This window comes from Tersicoccus sp. Bi-70 (genome assembly GCF_001968825.1).
Classification (GTDB): Bacteria; Actinomycetota; Actinomycetes; order Actinomycetales; family Micrococcaceae; genus Tersicoccus.
This window is the reverse complement of record NZ_MIEU01000010.1, coordinates 468,765-484,760: the sequence shown is the minus strand read 5'-3', so window position 1 is coordinate 484,760 and position 15,996 is coordinate 468,765. Positions and strand designations below refer to the sequence as shown.

The 15,996-nt window shown below is 72.7% G+C and carries 15 protein-coding genes; 5 read left to right on the top strand and 10 right to left on the bottom strand.

The features are described from left to right. Positions 1–131: 131 nt before the first annotated feature. A complete protein-coding gene (locus tag BGP79_RS06190) occupies positions 132–428 on the top strand; it encodes a hypothetical protein (RefSeq protein WP_076693728.1) in 297 nt (98 codons plus the stop codon). A gap of 86 nt (positions 429–514) precedes the next feature. On the opposite strand, the gene mnmA is transcribed toward BGP79_RS06190, so the two are convergent. The 3 genes from mnmA to BGP79_RS06175 all read right to left on the bottom strand — a co-directional run bounded on the left by mnmA (position 515) and on the right by BGP79_RS06175 (position 4,049). After that, positions 515–1,663, bottom strand: a complete 1,149-nt coding sequence (gene mnmA, locus BGP79_RS06185) for a tRNA 2-thiouridine(34) synthase MnmA (RefSeq protein WP_076693727.1) — start codon at positions 1,661–1,663, stop codon at positions 515–517. 44 nt (positions 1,664–1,707) lie between these two features. Next, the gene (locus tag BGP79_RS06180) at positions 1,708–2,913 is read right to left on the bottom strand and encodes a cysteine desulfurase family protein (protein ID WP_076693726.1); all 1,206 of its coding nucleotides are present in this window, start codon (positions 2,911–2,913) and stop codon (positions 1,708–1,710) included. A gap of 74 nt (positions 2,914–2,987) precedes the next feature. Next, entirely contained in the window at positions 2,988–4,049 is a 1,062-nt protein-coding gene (locus BGP79_RS06175) for a DNA polymerase IV (protein ID WP_076693922.1), read from the bottom strand. A 151-nt stretch (positions 4,050–4,200) separates the two neighbouring features. Here BGP79_RS06175 and BGP79_RS06170 point away from each other — a divergent pair, with 151 nt between their 5' ends. Further along, complete coding sequence (locus BGP79_RS06170) at positions 4,201–4,674, top strand: tRNA (cytidine(34)-2'-O)-methyltransferase (RefSeq protein WP_076693725.1); 474 nt, start codon at positions 4,201–4,203, stop codon at positions 4,672–4,674. 7 nt (positions 4,675–4,681) lie between these two features. Here the strand turns inward: BGP79_RS06170 and BGP79_RS06165 are convergent, their stop codons facing one another. From BGP79_RS06165 to BGP79_RS06155, 3 genes are all read right to left on the bottom strand, one after another. Continuing rightward, positions 4,682–5,638, bottom strand: coding sequence for an electron transfer flavoprotein subunit alpha/FixB family protein (locus BGP79_RS06165; protein ID WP_076693724.1), 957 nt, complete (start codon positions 5,636–5,638; stop codon positions 4,682–4,684). A 60-nt stretch (positions 5,639–5,698) separates the two neighbouring features. Continuing rightward, positions 5,699–6,496: an electron transfer flavoprotein subunit beta/FixA family protein gene (locus BGP79_RS06160; RefSeq protein ID WP_076693920.1), complete on the bottom strand. Its 798-nt coding sequence runs from the start codon at positions 6,494–6,496 to the stop codon at positions 5,699–5,701. 154 nt (positions 6,497–6,650) lie between these two features. Beyond that, positions 6,651–8,324 carry a S1C family serine protease gene (locus BGP79_RS06155; RefSeq protein WP_076693723.1) on the bottom strand — a complete coding sequence of 558 codons (1,674 nt, stop codon included), beginning with the start codon at positions 8,322–8,324 and terminating at the stop codon, positions 6,651–6,653. A gap of 261 nt (positions 8,325–8,585) precedes the next feature. Between BGP79_RS06155 and BGP79_RS06150 the strand changes: the two genes are divergently transcribed. The 3 genes from BGP79_RS06150 to BGP79_RS06140 all read left to right on the top strand — a co-directional run bounded on the left by BGP79_RS06150 (position 8,586) and on the right by BGP79_RS06140 (position 13,206). Then, positions 8,586–10,730: a TPM domain-containing protein gene (locus tag BGP79_RS06150; RefSeq protein ID WP_076693722.1), complete on the top strand. Its 2,145-nt coding sequence runs from the start codon at positions 8,586–8,588 to the stop codon at positions 10,728–10,730. A gap of 149 nt (positions 10,731–10,879) precedes the next feature. Continuing rightward, on the top strand, positions 10,880–11,692 hold the full coding sequence (locus tag BGP79_RS06145; RefSeq protein ID WP_076693721.1) for a PspA/IM30 family protein: 813 nt from the start codon (positions 10,880–10,882) through the stop codon (positions 11,690–11,692). 122 nt (positions 11,693–11,814) lie between these two features. Further along, positions 11,815–13,206: a deoxyribodipyrimidine photo-lyase gene (locus BGP79_RS06140; RefSeq protein ID WP_076693720.1), complete on the top strand. Its 1,392-nt coding sequence runs from the start codon at positions 11,815–11,817 to the stop codon at positions 13,204–13,206. A gap of 29 nt (positions 13,207–13,235) precedes the next feature. Here BGP79_RS06140 and BGP79_RS06135 read toward each other — a convergent pair whose 3' ends face one another. Genes BGP79_RS06135 through BGP79_RS06125 form a run of 4 tightly spaced genes read right to left on the bottom strand, consistent with a single transcriptional unit; the run spans position 13,236 to position 15,834 of the window. Beyond that, on the bottom strand, positions 13,236–13,874 hold the full coding sequence (locus tag BGP79_RS06135; protein WP_076693719.1) for a hypothetical protein: 639 nt from the start codon (positions 13,872–13,874) through the stop codon (positions 13,236–13,238). Between the two features lie 50 nt (positions 13,875–13,924). Then, positions 13,925–14,677, bottom strand: a complete 753-nt coding sequence (locus BGP79_RS06130) for a hypothetical protein (protein ID WP_076693718.1) — start codon at positions 14,675–14,677, stop codon at positions 13,925–13,927. Then, positions 14,674–14,838: a hypothetical protein gene (locus BGP79_RS16590; RefSeq protein ID WP_158067145.1), complete on the bottom strand. Its 165-nt coding sequence runs from the start codon at positions 14,836–14,838 to the stop codon at positions 14,674–14,676. Before BGP79_RS16590 ends, BGP79_RS06130 begins: the two co-directional genes overlap by 4 nt. Positions 14,839–14,859: 21 nt before the next feature. Further along, entirely contained in the window at positions 14,860–15,834 is a 975-nt protein-coding gene (locus tag BGP79_RS06125; RefSeq protein ID WP_076693717.1) for an acyl-CoA thioesterase, read from the bottom strand. Between the last annotated feature and the right edge of the window lie 162 nt (positions 15,835–15,996).

The following is a 15,996-nucleotide window of genomic DNA, read 5'->3' as shown; positions in this document are numbered from 1 at the left end:
TGCCCGGCAGCGTTCCGGGTGTGCGCGTGCTCCCTGTCCGGGCCGGTCCTCTCCGTGCCCTTCCCCATCACCGCATGCCGTCATCACCGCACGTCGAGAGGTCCGTCATGAAGAATGCCCGCAGGAGAGCCTTGTCCGCCGCCATCGGGACGCTGGTCCTCAGTGGTTCCCTGCTCGTGGGCGCCGCGCCCGCGAGTGCGGCCCTCGCCCCCAGTTGCGTCTACCTGAGCCAGTGGCAGACAACAAGCTGGTACGGCGCCATCACCAGTCACGCCCGCGCGACCAATCATTGCTCCACGACGAAGCGGTTCCGGATGATCTGGGCGTGGGCGAGCGACGGCGACTGCCGTTCGGTCGCAGCCGGGCTGGGATACAGCGAGACCCGCGGCGGATGGCCACCGAAGGTGACCGAGCTGCGCAGCTGCTGAACGCCGCAAGCGACGACAGGGCCCGGGACGACGCATCGTCCCGGGCCCTGTCGCGTGCCGGCGTCGGCCGACACGATGCCGACGTGTCAGGCCGCGGCGAGGGATCGGGCCGTGTCGATCGTCGCCTGCCCGAGCACGCGCGTGCCCTGGTAGAGGACGACGGTCTGGCCCGGGGCGACGCCGCGCAGGGGCGTCGTCAGCGTGACGACGAGGCCGGCGGAACCGTCGTCGGCGATCCCGGACTGCACGATCTGCGCGGTCGCGGGCACCGGGTCACCGTGGGCGCGGACCTGCGCGAGCACGTCGAAGCGGGCGGAGGCACCGGTCCGCGGGTCGACGACGGCGTCCGGGATCGGGCGCCCGGCCCAGGAGATGCGGATGCCACGGATCTCGTCGACGGCGAGCAGCCGCTCGGGGCCGACGGTCACCCGGTTCTGCTTGGGCTCGATGGAGAGCACGAAGCGGGGCTTGCCGTCGGCGGCGGGACGGCCGAGCTTCAGGCCGCGCCGCTGACCGACGGTGAACGCCTGGGCGCCGGCGTGCTCGCCGACCGTCGCGCCGGTCTCGTCGACGATCTCGCCCGGCTGCATCTCGATCTTCTCGGCGAGCCACCCGGCGGTGTCCCCGTCCGGGATGAAGCAGATGTCGTGGCTGTCCGGCTTCTTCGCCACGGAGAGCCCCCGCTCGGCGGCCTCGGCGCGGACGGCGGCCTTGGTGGGCGCGTCGGCGAGGGGGAAGAGGCAGTGGTCGAGCTGCTGCTCGGTGAGCACGCCGAGCACGTAGGACTGGTCCTTGGCCCAGTCGCTCGCGCGGTGCAGCTCGGGGTGGCCGTCGGCGTCGCGGGTCACGCGGGCGTAGTGGCCGGTGCAGACCGCGTCGAACCCGAGGGCGATGGCCTTCTCCAGCAGGGCCGCGAACTTGATCTTCTCGTTGCAGCGCATGCACGGGTTCGGGGTGCGGCCGGCCTCGTACTCGGCGATGAAGTCGTCGACCACGTCCTCCTTGAACCGCTCGGAGAAGTCCCACACGTAGTACGGGATGCCGAGCTTCTCCGCGGCGCGCCAGGCGTCGCGCGAGTCCTCGATCGTGCAGCAACCGCGGCTGCCCGTGCGCAGGGTGCCGGGCATGCGGGACAGGGCCAGGTGGACGCCGACGACGTCGTGCCCGGCGTCGACGGCGCGGGCGGCGGCGACAGCGGAGTCGACTCCGCCGCTCATGGCAGCCAGGACGCGCATGGTCTCCTCAGAATGATCGTTGGGGGGTGGAGTCGGGCTCGGGCTCAGCGGCCGGCGGCCTGCAGGTCGGGCACATGGGCGGCCATGCCGGCAGCGGCGGCCTTCTCGACGGCGCCCGGGAGCACGTCGAGCAGCAGGGCCACGTCGTCCTCCGTGGACGTGTGGCCGAGGCTGAACCGCTGGGCGCCGCGCGCGGTCGCCTCGTCCAGACCGAGCGCCAGCAGCACGTGGGAGGCGCGCGGAACGCCCGCGCTGCACGCCGACCCGGCCGAGGACTGCACGCCGGCCGCGTCGAGCAGGAACAGCAGCGAGTCGCCCTCGCAGCCCGTGAAGGTGAAGTGGGCGTTGCCGGGCAGCCGCTCCCGGCCGGACGCGGGCCCACGCAGGACGGCGGCGGGCACCCGATCGAGCACACCGGCCACCAGCGCGTCGCGCAGGCCCGCGATCCGGGCGGACTCGGCGGCCAGGTCGCCGACGACGGCGGTCGCGGCCGCGGCGAAACCGGCGGCAGCAGGCGCATCGAGGGTGCCCGAGCGGATGTCGCGCTCCTGCCCACCGCCGTGCTGCACAGGGGTGACGGCGACGGATCGCCCGAGCAGCAGGGCGCCGATCCCGAGCGGGCCGCCGATCTTGTGGCTGCTGATCGAGGCGGCGGCCAGCCCGGTGGCGGCGAAGTCGACCGGCACGGCGCCGAAGGCCTGCACCGCGTCGGCGTGCACGGGGATGCCGTACCGCTCGGCGCGGCGGACGATCTCGGCGACCGGCTGGACCGCGCCGATCTCGTTGTTGGCCCACATGACGGTCACGAGCGCGACCGACTCGGGATCCTCCGCGAGCGCGGCGTCGAGCGCGTCGAGGTCGAGGATGCCGCGCTCGTCGACGGGCAGCCACACGGCCTCGGCGCCCTGCGTCGCCTCGAGCCACTCGACGGTCTCCGAGACGGCGTGGTGCTCGATCGTCGAGGTGAGGACGCGGCGGCGGCGCGGATCCGCGGCGTGGCGGGACCAGTAGAGGCCCTTGATCGCGAGGTTGTCGGCCTCGGTGCCTCCTCCGGTGAGGATCACCTCGGAGGGGTGGGCCCCGGCGGCGGCCGCGATCTCGTCGCGGGCGGTCTCGACGACCATCCGGGCGCGACGGCCCGCACCGTGCAGGGCGGAGGGATTGCCGCAGCGGGTCAGTTCGGTGGTGATCGCGGCCAGAGCGGGCCCGCAGAGGGGCGCGGTGGCCGCGTGATCGAGGTACGCGGGCACCGGTCCAGTCTAGACGGTGGCGTCCGCACCGTTCCCGGCGCCGTCATCCGCCGTCGCGGCGGCGCCGTCACGCCTCACCAGCGGCCGCGCACGGGCGTGCGGGTCTCGGGGTCGGTCGGGGTGGGCAGCGCCATCTCGGCACGCACCCCGAGCAGCCGCACCTCCCGGTCGGGCTCCAGTCGGCCGGCCAGGTCGACGGCCGCGGCGACGACGGCGTCCCGGTCCCGGGTCGGCTCGGGCAGCTTGCCGCCGTAGACCTTCGTGAAGAAGGGCGCGTACCGGACCTTGAGCGTGAGCCGGACCACCGGCCGCTCCTCGGCCTCGGTGTCCCCGTGCACGGCCTCGGCCAGCACCCGGATCGCGTCGGCGATCTGCTCGGGCGTCGTCAGGTTCTGCTGGTAGGTGGTCTCCCGGCTGTGTCCGCGGGCCACCCACGGGGAGTCGTCGACGACGCGCGGCCCCTCGCCGCGACCGAGGCCGCCGTACCAGGGGCCCATCCGCGGGCCGAACTCGGTCACCAGGTCCGGTTCGGGGGCGACGGCGAGCTCGGCCACCGTGCGGACGCCGAGCGTGCCGAGCCGTGCCGACACCTTGGCGCCCACGCCCCACAGCTCCCGGGTGGGCCGCTCCCCCATCACGGCGAACCAGTTCTCCGCGGTCAGCCGGTAGTGCCCGCGCGGCTTGCCGAAGCCGGTGGCGATCTTGGCGCGCACCTTGTTGTCCCCGATGCCCACGGAGCAGTGCAGTTCGGTCGCGGCGAGCACGGCGGCCTGGACCTGCCGGGCCACGCCCTCGGGATCGTCGGTCGTCACGCCGAGGAACGCCTCGTCCCAGCCGAGCACTTCGACGACGACCCCGGGCTGCTCGCGCAGGGTGGCCATCACGACGGCCGAGGCGGCCTCGTAGGCGGCGGCGTCGACGGGCAGGAACACGGCATCGGGGATCTTGCGGACGGCGATCTTCATCGGCATCCCGGACCCGACACCGAACGCCCGGGCCTCGTAGGAGGCCGTCGACACCACGGCCCGCTCGGTCGGATCCCCGCGGCCGCCGACGACGACGGGCCGGCCGGCCAGCTCCGGACGGCGCAGCACCTCGACGGCGGCGATGAACTGGTCGAGGTCGACGTGCAGCACCCACGGCCGCACCTCCCCGGCTGTCGGAGCGGCGGCCGTCCCCGCGTCGTCGTCGGTGCTGGTCATGGCTCGATTCTCGCCCGGGCGCCGTGGCCTGTCACGGGTCGGGCCACGGTCCGGGCCGTCCACCGGCGCCACTACACTGGTCGGCGTGTTCCGCATCCTCTTCGACTCCCCCGAGATCCCCGGCAACACGGGGGCGGCGATCCGGTTGGCGGCGCTGACCGGCGCGGAGCTGCACCTGATCGAGCCCCTCGGTTTCGACCTCGAGGAGAACAAACTGCGCCGCGCGGGGCTGGACTACCACGACCTCGCCGTCATGACCGTGCACCCGGACCGGGAGGCGGCGTGGGCGGCCCTGATGCCGGCGCGGGTCTTCGCGTTCACCGCCGAGGGCACCCGGACGCACAGCGACGTCGCCTACGAGCCGGGCGACGTGCTGATGTTCGGCCGCGAGTCGGTTGGTCTGAGCGCGGAGGCGAAGGCGGACCCGCACATCACGGAACTGGTGCGGATCCCGATGCTGCCCGGCCGCCGGTCGCTCAACCTGACGAACGCGGCGTCGATCGCCGTCTACGAGGCGTGGCGTCAGCACGACTTCGCCGGCGCCAGCTTCACCCGCTGACCCATCCTCAGCCGCGGCGGCGGCGGATCTCCTCCGTGGCCTGCGGCAGCACCGTGAACAGATCGCCCACGATGCCGAGGTCCGCGACCTCGAACACGGGAGCGTCGGCGTCCTTGTTGATCGCGATGATCGTCTGCGAGGTCTGCATCCCGGCCTTCTGCTGGATGGCCCCGGAGATGCCCGCGGAGATGTAGAGCTGCGGGGAGACGGTCTTGCCGGTTTGCCCCACCTGGGCGTCGTGCTCGATCCAGCCGGCGTCGGTCGCCGCGCGGGAGGCGCCGATCGCGGCCCCGAGCTCGTCGGCGAGCGCCTCGAGCGGCGCGAAGTCGCCGTTCGTCCCCCGTCCGCCGGCGACGACGACGCGCGCCTCGGTCAGGTCCGGGCGGGCGCTCGCCGGCTTGGGCGACCGCGCGGTGATGCGGGCGGCCGGCCCCGGGTCCGGGACCGTGACCGTCCCGGTGGTCACCGGGGTCGACTCCGACGCGGCCAGCGCGACGACGGCGTTCGGCTTGACCGTGATGATCGGGGTCCCGACGGTGACGGTCGCGCGGGAGGACCACGCCCCGGCCAGCACGGCCTTGGCGGCGGCCACGCCCTCGTCGGTGGCGCTGACCGCGACGGCGTCGGTGATCACGCCGGACTCGACCTTGATGCCGGCGCGGCCGGCGATCTCCTTCTCCTCGAACGAGTTGCCCAGCAGCACGACGTCGGGACCCACCTGCCGGATCGCCGCCGCCAGCAGCGCGGCCTTCGCGGCCACGAGCAGGTCCGGCAGCGGCTCGGCCGGGGTCAGCAGGCCCGTCGCGCCGTGCTCGGCGAGGCTGTCCAGCAGCACGGACTCGACCTCGACCGGTACCAGCACGGTGACGTCGCCGAGCGAGCGGCCCAGGGTCAGCAGCTCGCGCGCCGCCTTCGAGAGGGTGGTGCCGTGCGGGTCGTCCAGGTAGACGAGGGCGGTGCTCATGGAGATCTCCTCAGCGAGACGCGGAACGGGGCTGGCCCGGGACGGGAAGCAGTGCGCCGGTCAGAGCAGCCGGCGCTCGGCGAGGAAGTCGACCAGCTTGACGCCGGCGTCGCCGTCCTCGTCGGTGATCACGGTGCCCGCGGTGCGGGAGGGCCGCTCGGTGGCCTCGAGGACGCGGGTCCAGGACCCGGCGGGGCCGACCGCGTCGGGCTCCAGCCCCACGTCGGCGAGGGAGAGCGTCGTCACCGGCTTCTTCTTCGCGGCCATGATCGCCTTGAAGTTCGGGTAGCGCGGGTCGTTGGCCTGGTCGGTGACCGAGACCAGCGCGGGCAGCGGTGCCTCGATGCTCTCGGCGTCGGTGGTGCCGTTGCGGGTGGCGCGGACGGTGCCGTCGGCCACCTCGAGGCTGGCCGCGAAGGTGATCTGCGCCAGGGACAGGCGTTCGGCGAGCTGCGCCGGGACGAGGGAGGTCTCCCCGTCGGTGGAGGCCATGCCGCAGAGGACGAGGTCCGCTCCCCCGAGGTGCTCGACGACGGCGGCCAGCGCGCGGGAGGTGGCGGCGGCGTCGGAGCCGGCGAGCGCGTCGTCGGTCAGGTGGTAGGCGTCGTCGGCGCCCAGCTGCAGGGCCTTGCGGAGCGCGTTCGCGGCGTCGGCGGGGCCCATCGTCAGCGCCGTGATGCTCACGGTGCCGGCGTCGTCCGCTGCGGCCGCCTCCCGGATCCGGACGGCGGCCTCGAGGGCGTACTCGTCGAGCTCGGAGAGGGTGCTGTCGCCGCGCGCGAGCGTGTGGCCGTCACCACTGAGGTGGCGAGGGAACTGGCTGTCCGGGACGTACTTGACCAGGACGAGGATCTTCAAACCCGAGGTCTGCACGCTCCCTAGCTAATCACAGGGCGGGTCCCCGCACCGGGCCGCTCCTGAATCCCTCCCGGGAATGGATCGGGAACGCCGCAGCGCCGCCCCCGTGGTGGCGGGGACGGCGCTGCGATGACGCGGATCGGCGGGACCCGGGCTACTGGATGGTGGCCTCGCCGAGGGTCACGTCCGCGGTCTGGGTCTTCCCGTCGCGGGTGAACTCGACCTTGACGGTGGCGCCGGCGGCCTGCTCCCGCACCGAGGCGGTCAGCTCCTGGCTGTCCCGCACCGTCCGGTCGCCGACCTTGGTCACGACGTCGCCCTTCTTCAGGCCGGCCTTCTCGGCCGCGCCGCCGGAGACGACGCTCTGGATCTGCGCCCCGTTCGAGAACGCGGCACTCGAGGAGGAGGACCCGGGGGCGTAGGACTGCACGGTCGCGCCGAGCTGGCCGTGCGTGGCCTTGCCGTCCTTGATGATCTGATCCGCGACGCGCTTGGCGTGGTCGATCGGGATGGAGAAGCCGACACCGATGTTGCCCGCGCTGCTGCCGGACTGCGAGGACCCGGACGAGGCGATCGCGACGTTGACGCCGATGATCTTGCCGTTCTGGTCCACCAGCGCGCCGCCGGAGTTGCCGGGGTTGATCGCCGCGTCGGTCTGGATCACGTTCAGGTACACGTTGCCCTGGCTCGAGCTCTGCTGGCTCTGGCCGCCACCCGGAGGGGCGAAGTTCCAGGGGCTCTGCGACTGGCCGTTCTGGTCGCTGCCGGAGTCGCCGCTGCTGTCCTTCGGCACGGCCGAGGACTGCACCTGGATGGTGCGGTTCAGGGTCGAGACGATGCCGTCGGTGACGGTGTTGGCCAGACCGAGCGGGGACCCGATGGCGATGGCCGTGTCGCCGACGTTCAGCGACGAGGAGCTGCCCATCTCGGCCGGCGTCAGGTTCGGCGCACTGATCTTGATGACGGCGAGGTCGGAGAGCGGATCGGTGCCGACGACGGAGCCGGTGAAGATCCGCCCGTCGTTGAGCTGGACCTGGATGGTGGGCTTGGACACCGCGCCGTCGAGCGTGACGACGTGCGTGTTGGTGAGGATGTGGCCGTCGTTGTCGAGGATGATCCCCGACCCCGTACCGGACGACCCGCCACCGGCGACCGAGATCGTCGCGACCGAGGGCGACGCCTTCTGGGCGGACGCGGTGATCGCGTTGACGTTCTTCTGGTTGTTGACGATGACGGTGTTGGTGCCGGACTGCTGCGAGGTGGTCGACGACGCCGCCGTCGCCCCGCCGTTGTCCAGGGTCGCGACACCGGCGGCTGCACCGCCGCCGACGAGGCCCGCGGCCAGGGTGCACGCGATCAGGGTGCCGGCGCCGAAGCGGCGGCGCCGGCCGGCCGGCCGGGTCGCGGTCGCCGTCGTGCCCGCGCCGCCCCAGGCCGCACCGGAGCCGTCGTGCTGGCCCTGCTGGCCGTACTGGTCCTGCTGGCCGTACTGGTCCTGCTGGCCGTACGCGTTGTGCTGCCCGTACTGGTCGTTCGAGGCGTACTGGTCGCCGGAACCGTACTGACCGTAGTCGTGCTGCTGGCCGTACTGGTCGCCGTGTCCGTACTGGCCGTATCCGGCCTGGTCCGACTGGTGTCCGTAGGAGCCGTAGCCCTCCTGACCCAGCGGAGGACGGTCGCCGGACTGCTGGCCGTAGGACTGGGTGTCCTCGGGCCGGGGAATCGGCTGAGTGAAGGACTCACCCGGCTGGTGGGACGGCCGCGGCGGCGCCCCGTCACCCGTGGACCCGCGAGGAGTCGGCTGATCCGACCCGTGCTGCTCTGTCATGATGGGTTCCTTTCTCAACCTGAACCACAACCCTGCTTCACGGACAGTCTGACCTTCAAATCTGTGCCCGGCGGAGTCGTTCCCTGAGCATCGACTGTGAGGCCGCCGAACACGGGACCGCGGTTTCGCTGCCGGCGGATGCGGTCGCCTTCCGCGACGTTTTGTCGCAACCATAGAATCAAGATGATCCCGGCGGCCCGGTCACGAGAAGCGTGGCGGACTGCGCGAGAAGCGCTCCGACCGGGAGATGAGGGGAATTCCATGCGCTCCCGCCACCGACGACCCGTCGCCGCCCTGATCGCCCTGCTGGCCGCGCTCGGCCTCACGGGGGTCCTTCCTCTGACCGCGCACGCCGAGTCCCCGGTGACCTTCAGCTCCAGCCGCACGGTGATCGACTCCGCGGGTGTCCTCGGCGGTGACGCCTCGCGCGTGCAGCAGGCCGTGCAGGACCTCAAGCAGTCCACCGGGCTGAACCTCTACGTCGCCTACGTCGACACCTTCGACGGGGCGAGCACCGGCAGCGAGTGGGCGAAGTCGGCCCTGCAGCGCAGCGGCTCGCCGGCCAACTCGGCCGTCCTCGCCGTCGCCACGGGCTCCCGCAGCGGCGCCCTGATCGACTACAGCACCAACAGCGTGAGCGACAGCGAGATCACCACGGTCAAGAACGCCGTCGGTTCCGAGGTCAGGTCCGGCAACTGGGCGCAGGCCGCCGTGACCGCGGCGGACGGGCTCCGCAGCGCGGCCGGCGGCGGCGCCGTCGAGCGCCAGACCTCCTCCTCGGGCGGCGGCACCGGCATCCTCTCCCCGCTGCTCGGCGTCGGCCTGGTCGCCGCCGCCGTGATCGGTGGCATCTTCTTCTTCGGCCGTCGCCGGAAGAACCGGGACAAGCAGATCGCCGGCACGTACCGGCAGGACGGCACTGGCACCGTCTACGAGAACGAGGGCGGTCAGCAGAACCGTCAGCCCGCCGACCCCTTCGCGGGGTTGACCGTGGACGAGCTGAACAAGCAGGCCGGGGCGGCGCTGATCGCCGCCGACGACGGGATCCGCACCTCGGAGCAGGAACTCGCCTTCGCGCAGGCCCAGTACGGCGAGAAGGAGACCGGCCGGTTCGCGGCCGCGATCGAGGACGCGAAGACGCACCTGCGCGAGTCCTTCAAACTGCGTCAGCAGCTCGACGACGACATCCCGGACACGGAGCAGCAGCAGCGGGCCTGGCTCGGGGAGATCATCAACCGGTCCCAGGACGCGAACCGGGCGCTCGAGCAGCAGAAGGGCGACTTCGACGCGCTGCGCTCGCTGGAGCAGCAGGCGCCCGAGGCGCTGGCCCGAGTCTCCGAGGCCGCCCAGCAGGCCGGGGCCCGGGTCGCGGAGCACGAGCGGTCGCTCGCCTCGCTGCGGGGGCGGTATGCCGACTCGGCGCTGGCCACGATCGCGGACAACATCGCGCAGGCGAACGAACGCCTCGCCTTCGTCACGTCCGCGCAGGAAGCGGCACAGCGCAACCTGCAGGACGCGTCCGGCAACCGGTCCGAGGCGGCGCTGGCCATCCGGGCCGCCGAGCAGGCCGTGCAGCAGACCGATCAGCTGCTCGACGCCATCGACCGGGTCGGTGGTGACCTCGGCCGGGCCGACGAGCAGCTGCGCCGGGCGATGGGCGACACCGCGCAGGACATCGCGGAGGCGAAGGCCCTCGCCTCCAGCGGCCAGAACCCGGAGCTCGTCGGGCAGGTCGCCGCCGCGGAGACGGCCGTCTCCGCCGTCGAGACCGACCTGCGGTCCGGGCGGCCGGACCCGTTCGACCTGCTGCGCCGCGTCGAGAGCGCCCACCGCACGCTCGACGCGTCGCTGACCGGCATCCGTGACGCCCAGTCCGAGTCCCGGCGTGCCCGCGACGCCCTGCAGCAGGCGGTGATGAGTGCGCAGGCGAAGATCTCCGCCGCGTCGGACTTCATCGCCACCCGCCGCGGCGGTGTGGGCAGCGAGGCACGCACCCGGGTCGCCGAGGCCCAGCGCAACCTGGACCAGGCGCTCGCCCTGCAGTCCCGCGACCCGCGGTCCGCCCTGACGTACGCCCAGCAGGCGGAGAGCCTCGCCGACCAGGCGAGCCGCGCCGCCCAGGACGACATCGGCGACTACGCCGGCTGGGGCGGCGGACGCGGCCGCGGGTACGGCGGCGGCGGTGGCTTCGGAGGCGGGTTCGGCGGCGGCTTCGGCGGTGCCATGCTCGGCGGCATCCTGATCGACTCGATCCTGCGCGGCGGCCACGGTGGTGGCGGCTGGGGCGGCGGCGACTCCTGGGGTGGAGGCGGCGGCTGGGACGGCGGCGGTGGCGGAGACTTCGGTGGGGGCGACTTCGGCGGCGGAGACTTCGGCGGGGGCGACTTCGGCGGCGGAGACTTCTGAGCCGGTGCGCCCCTGACCTCCGCGAGCACACGAGCCCCTGACCTCGACTTCCTCGCTGCGGACCTCCAGAATCGAGGTGTCCGACCGGCACCGGTTCGGCGGCCCGCAGCGATGAGCAGCAACGGTTGACATCCACGAAAGGAACCAGCATGGCCAAGCACTCCATCTTCGGGCGCATCGCGCAACTGGCGAAGGCGAACATCAACGCGATCCTCGATCAGGCCGAGGACCCGCAGAAGATGCTCGACCAGATGGTCCGGGACTACACGAACAACATCGCCGAGGCGGAGTCGGCGGTCGCGCAGACCATCGGCAACCTGCGGATGCTGCAGGACGACCACCAGCAGGACATCAAGGCGGCCCAGGACTGGGGCAACAAGGCCCTCGCGGCCAGCCGGAAGGCGGACGAGTTCCGCTCCGGTGGCAACGCGGCCGACGCGACGAAGTTCGACAACCTGGCGAAGGTCGCCATCCAGCGCCAGATGTCCGCCGAGCAGGAGGCGCGGGGCGCCGAGCCGACCATCGCCTCCCAGAGCGAGATCGTCGACAAGCTCAAGGACGGTCTGAACCAGATGCGCGGCAAGCTCGACGAGCTGACCCGCAAGCGCGACGAGCTGAACTCGCGGGCGAAGCTGGTCCAGGCCCAGACCCAGGTGCACGACGCCATGCGCAGCATCGACGTGATGGACCCGACGAGCGACGTCTCTCGGTTCGAGGAGAAGGTCCGGCGCGAGGAGGCGCGGGTCCGCGGTCAGCAGGAGCTGGCCTCCTCCAGCCTCGACGCCCAGTTCGATTCGCTCGAGGACCTCGGCGAGCAGACCGAGGTCGAGGCCCGGCTGGCGGCGCTGAAGGCCGGCACCCGGCCGCAGCAGTCGATCGAGAGCGACACCTCCGACGTCGACTACTCGACCGGGACCCCGACGGGGACCGGCACGGCGGAGCCGAGCCGTACGGAGTACTGAACACGGAATACTGAACGCGGGTACTGAGCCCGTCCGGGTGTTCCACCCTGTCGCCGTCGGCCGCTCCGGCCGGCGGCGATAGTCGTCTCGGGAATCGAGAGACCGGTCGGTAGGCTGACCGCATGACGACCACGGTGGTGTGGCTGCGGGACGACCTGCGGATGGCCGACAACCCGGCACTGCGGCATGCCGCCGACGACGGCGACGTCGTCGTGCTCTACGTGCTGGACGAGGAGAGCGAGGGGGTGCGGGCGATCGGCGGCGCTGCCCGCTGGTGGCTGCACCACTCGCTCACGGCGCTCGGGCAGGCGGTGGAGACGGCGGGCGCCCAGCTGGTGCTGCGCCGCGGGGCCGCCACGGACGTGATCCCCGCGGTGGTGGCCGATGCCGGGGCGGACGCCGTCCTGTGGAACCGCCGGTACGGCGGCGCGGAGCGGGAGATCGATGCGGCCGTCAAGAACTGGGCGGGCGAGCACGACGTCGAGGCGCACAGCTTTGCCGCGAATCTGCTGCACGAGCCGTGGACGATCACGACGGGTGCTGGCGAGCCGTTCCAGGTCTACTCACCGTTCCTGCGGGCCTGCCAGCGCGCCGAGGAGCCCCGCGATCCGCTGCCCCGCGTGCGCAAGCTCGCCGGCCCGCGCATCGCCTCCGACGACCTCGACGACTGGGGGCTCTACCCGGGCGACCCGGACTGGGCAGCCGGCCTGGTGGCCCAGTGGGAGCCCGGGGAGGCGGGGGCCCAGCATCGCCTCAAGGAATTCGTCGACGGCATCCTCGACGGGTACGACGGGAGCCGCGAGCGGCCCGGCGTCGAGGGCACCAGCCGGCTCTCGCCGCACCTGCGCTTCGGGGAGGTCAGTCCGTTCCAGGTGCGCGCCGCCGTCGCCGGCGCGAGCCCCCGGGAGGACCGGGACGCCTTCCTCGCCGAGATCCACTGGCGCGAGTTCAACTGGCACCTGTTGTACGCGAATCCGGATCTGGCGACGGTGAACCACCGGGAGAAGTTCGACGGGATGCAGTGGCGCCGCTCCCCCGGCGACCTGCGGGCCTGGGAGCGCGGCCGCACCGGGTACCCGCTCGTGGACGCCGGGATGCGGCAGCTGTGGCACACCGGCTGGATGCACAACCGGGTACGGATGATCACCGCGTCGTTCCTGATCAAGAACCTGCTGATCGACTGGCGGGCCGGCGAGCAGTGGTTCTGGGACACCCTGGTCGACGCCGACGCCGCCAACAACCCCGCCAACTGGCAGTGGACCGCCGGCTCCGGGGCGGACGCCTTCCCGTACGTGCGCGTCTTCAACCCGGTGACGCAGGGCCGGAAGTTCGACGCCGACGGGTCCTACATCACGCGGTTCGTTCCGGAGCTGGCCGGCCGCACCGGCTCCGCGCTGCACGAGCCGTGGGACAACGACCCGCCCGCGGACTACCCCGCGCCCCTGGTGGATCTGAAGGAGACCCGCCGCCGGGCCCTGGACGCCTACGACCAGATCGGCGCCTCGGGCCGCTGACAGCCGCGTCCGGCGCGGGCCCGGACGGTTCAGCCGCCGGTGATGTCCCGGATCACGAGCAGGAGCTGATCGGCCAGCCGTGCGGTCATGCCGCCGTCGGGCGCAGCGCTGCGCCACCGGCTCCGGCCGTGGTGCACCGTGACCCGGCTGCCGCCGGCCGTCCCCGCCGGTGTCGCGGGGTCGACGATCACCAGGACGTCGACGGCCGCGCGTTCGCGCACGCCCATCGTGGCGGCGTCGACGTCGGACCCGATGTCCCGTTCCAGCTCGACCCAGAGACCGCCGTCGAGGACCCGCAGCTGTGTCGAGACGATCGCCAGCCGCCGCCGGAGCTGCGTGAGCGCCTCGTCGGCGCCCAGCGGACCGGTCCAGGTGCTCGTCCGGCGATAGCGTCGCGTCCCGAGCCAGGTCAACCGCTCGTGCGGGAGGTCCAGGGGCCGGTCGCGGTGCCACCCCGTCAGCACGGCGATGACGATCGACACCAGGATGTAGCCGAGGCCCATGGCGACGAGGACGAACGGGGGATACCAGGCCGAGTCGATGATGTCGGTGCGCAGCAGGACGACGAGGAAGGTGCCGTAGAACGCGACGGCGATCACCCCCGCGGTGGTGATCCGGGCCGCCGGGGTCGGCGTGGCGAGGGCGGCGTGCCGCGCCGTGCGCTCCATCCAGCCGCCTCGTGATCCGGCGCGGCGGTTCGGTGCCGTGTCCGCCGTCGTCATCGTCCGCTCCCGTCGTCGGTGGTGGTTCCGTCGCCCGTCGTTCCGTCCCCCGTCGTTCCGTCCCCCGTGGTCGTGGCGCCGGTCGCGTCCTGGATCGCGATCAGCAGATGGTCGGTCAGGACGGCGGCGTGCCGGTGGTCCTCGAGCATGGTGACGCCCCGGTCCTCCGCCTCGCGGCGCTCGTGGTGCACGGTCACGACCGACCGCTTCCCCGGTCGGTACCAGCCGTCGGCGGTCCGCGGCGCGTCGTCGATGAACACCATCGCCTCCGTCGTGACCGTCATCGCGAAGGTCTGGTCCGGGTCTGTGGGCGAGGTCGTCCACCGGCGCTGGGACAGCTGCAGCCACAGGGCGCCGTCGTAGGCCCGCGTCTGCACCTGGGGGACCTGCGTGCGGCCGACGAGCCGGCCGAACGCCTCCTCGGCACTGAGCGGGCTCGTCCACGACGTGACCTGGGCGTAGTGCCGCGCCGCATCGCGCATCATCCGGGCGCGGGGCAGGTCCAGCGGCTTGCCGGCGTAGCGCCCGCTGGACATCCCGTCCATGACGCGGCCGGCGACGTGCGAGAGCACGAACCAGGCGACGACGAGCAGCACGGACCAGGACCCGTGGGAGCCGCCGGTCGCGCGCAGGATCACGAGGTAGACGACGCCGAGGGCCAGACTCACGCCCACGGAGATCGCGATCCGCTTCTTCCGGCTCGGGTTGATCACGGCCAGCCGCCGAGCCGTCCGTTCCAGCCAGCTCATCGGTCACCGCCCGTGGTCGAGTCGGTGGCGTCCGGTTCGCGGTCTGAGGAGGCGGCCGTCGACGTCACGTACCAGGCCGCGACCATGCCGACGAAGATCCAGTTCCGTCGTCGGGCGGGCAGAAGGAACAACCGCGCCAGCCACGTGCGAACCGTCTCCACCCCTCCCCCTCCGCCGGCCGCTCAGCGGGCCGAGGCCCGGGCGGGAGGCGGGACCGCGGGCACATGCCGGCGCAGGCGCTCCCGGACACCGATCACGTACTGGGCGTGCTCGTCGAGCGCCGCGTCCTCGTCGGACACCGGCTCCCACGTGCGCACCGGGACCTTGTGGTGCTCGTCGTCGAGAGCGACGAAGACGATCATGCAGTGCGTGGTCAGGTTCATCTCGCCCGTCTTCGGGTCGCCGGAGCGCACGTGCACGCCCAGGTGCATGCTCGTCGTGCCGGTGTGCAGCAGCCGGGCCTCCACCTCGACCAGGTCGCCGATCAGCAGGGGCCGGTAGAACCGCACGCCACCCGCGTAGGCGGCGATCGTGGGGCCGCCGTGCCACCCGGACGCGACCACGTGCGCGGCGTCGTCGATCCAGCGCATCACCGTCCCGCCGTGCACCTTGCCGCCCCAGTTGATGTCCGTCGGCGCGGCGAGGAACCGCAGCACGGTACGCGGCGCCGCGCCGGCCTCGCTGTACACCTGCCCGGCGATCGACTCCTCGATGTCGCGGCGCAGGTCGATGCGCTGCCGGGCGGTCTCGTGCTGGTCGCGCTCCCAGTCGTCGGCGGGCTCGAAGGCCGGCACCGGGGTGGGCCTGCCCGTGGTATCGACGGCCACGAAGATGCTCAGGCACTGGGTGGCGACGGTCAGGTCCCCGGTGCGCGGGTCCCCCGAGGCGACCGTGGTGACGATGTGCATGCTGGTGCGGCCCGTGTAGACCAGTCGGCTCTGCACCTCGACGATGTCACCGACGCGCACCGGCTGCGCGAACTTGATGTTGCCGACGTAGGCGGTCACGCAGTACGTCCCGGACCAGCCCACCGCGCACGCGTAGCCGGACTTGTCGATCCACTCGAGCACCCGACCGCCGTCCACGGTGCCGGTCAGCCCGGCGTCCGTCGGCGCGGCCATGAACCGCAGCGTCACCTCGGGCTGTGTCCCCGTCATCGTCCCCCGCCTCCACTCCACCGGTCCCGCCGGTCCCCACCGGCCTGCCGCCCCCGCGGTCAGCATACGGTCAGGTCAGCGCGCTGACCATGGGCACCACCTGTCGTCCCGGCACCAGCGCCGCCACCGGTTGCCGTCCCTGACGTCTACGGGGCGACACCG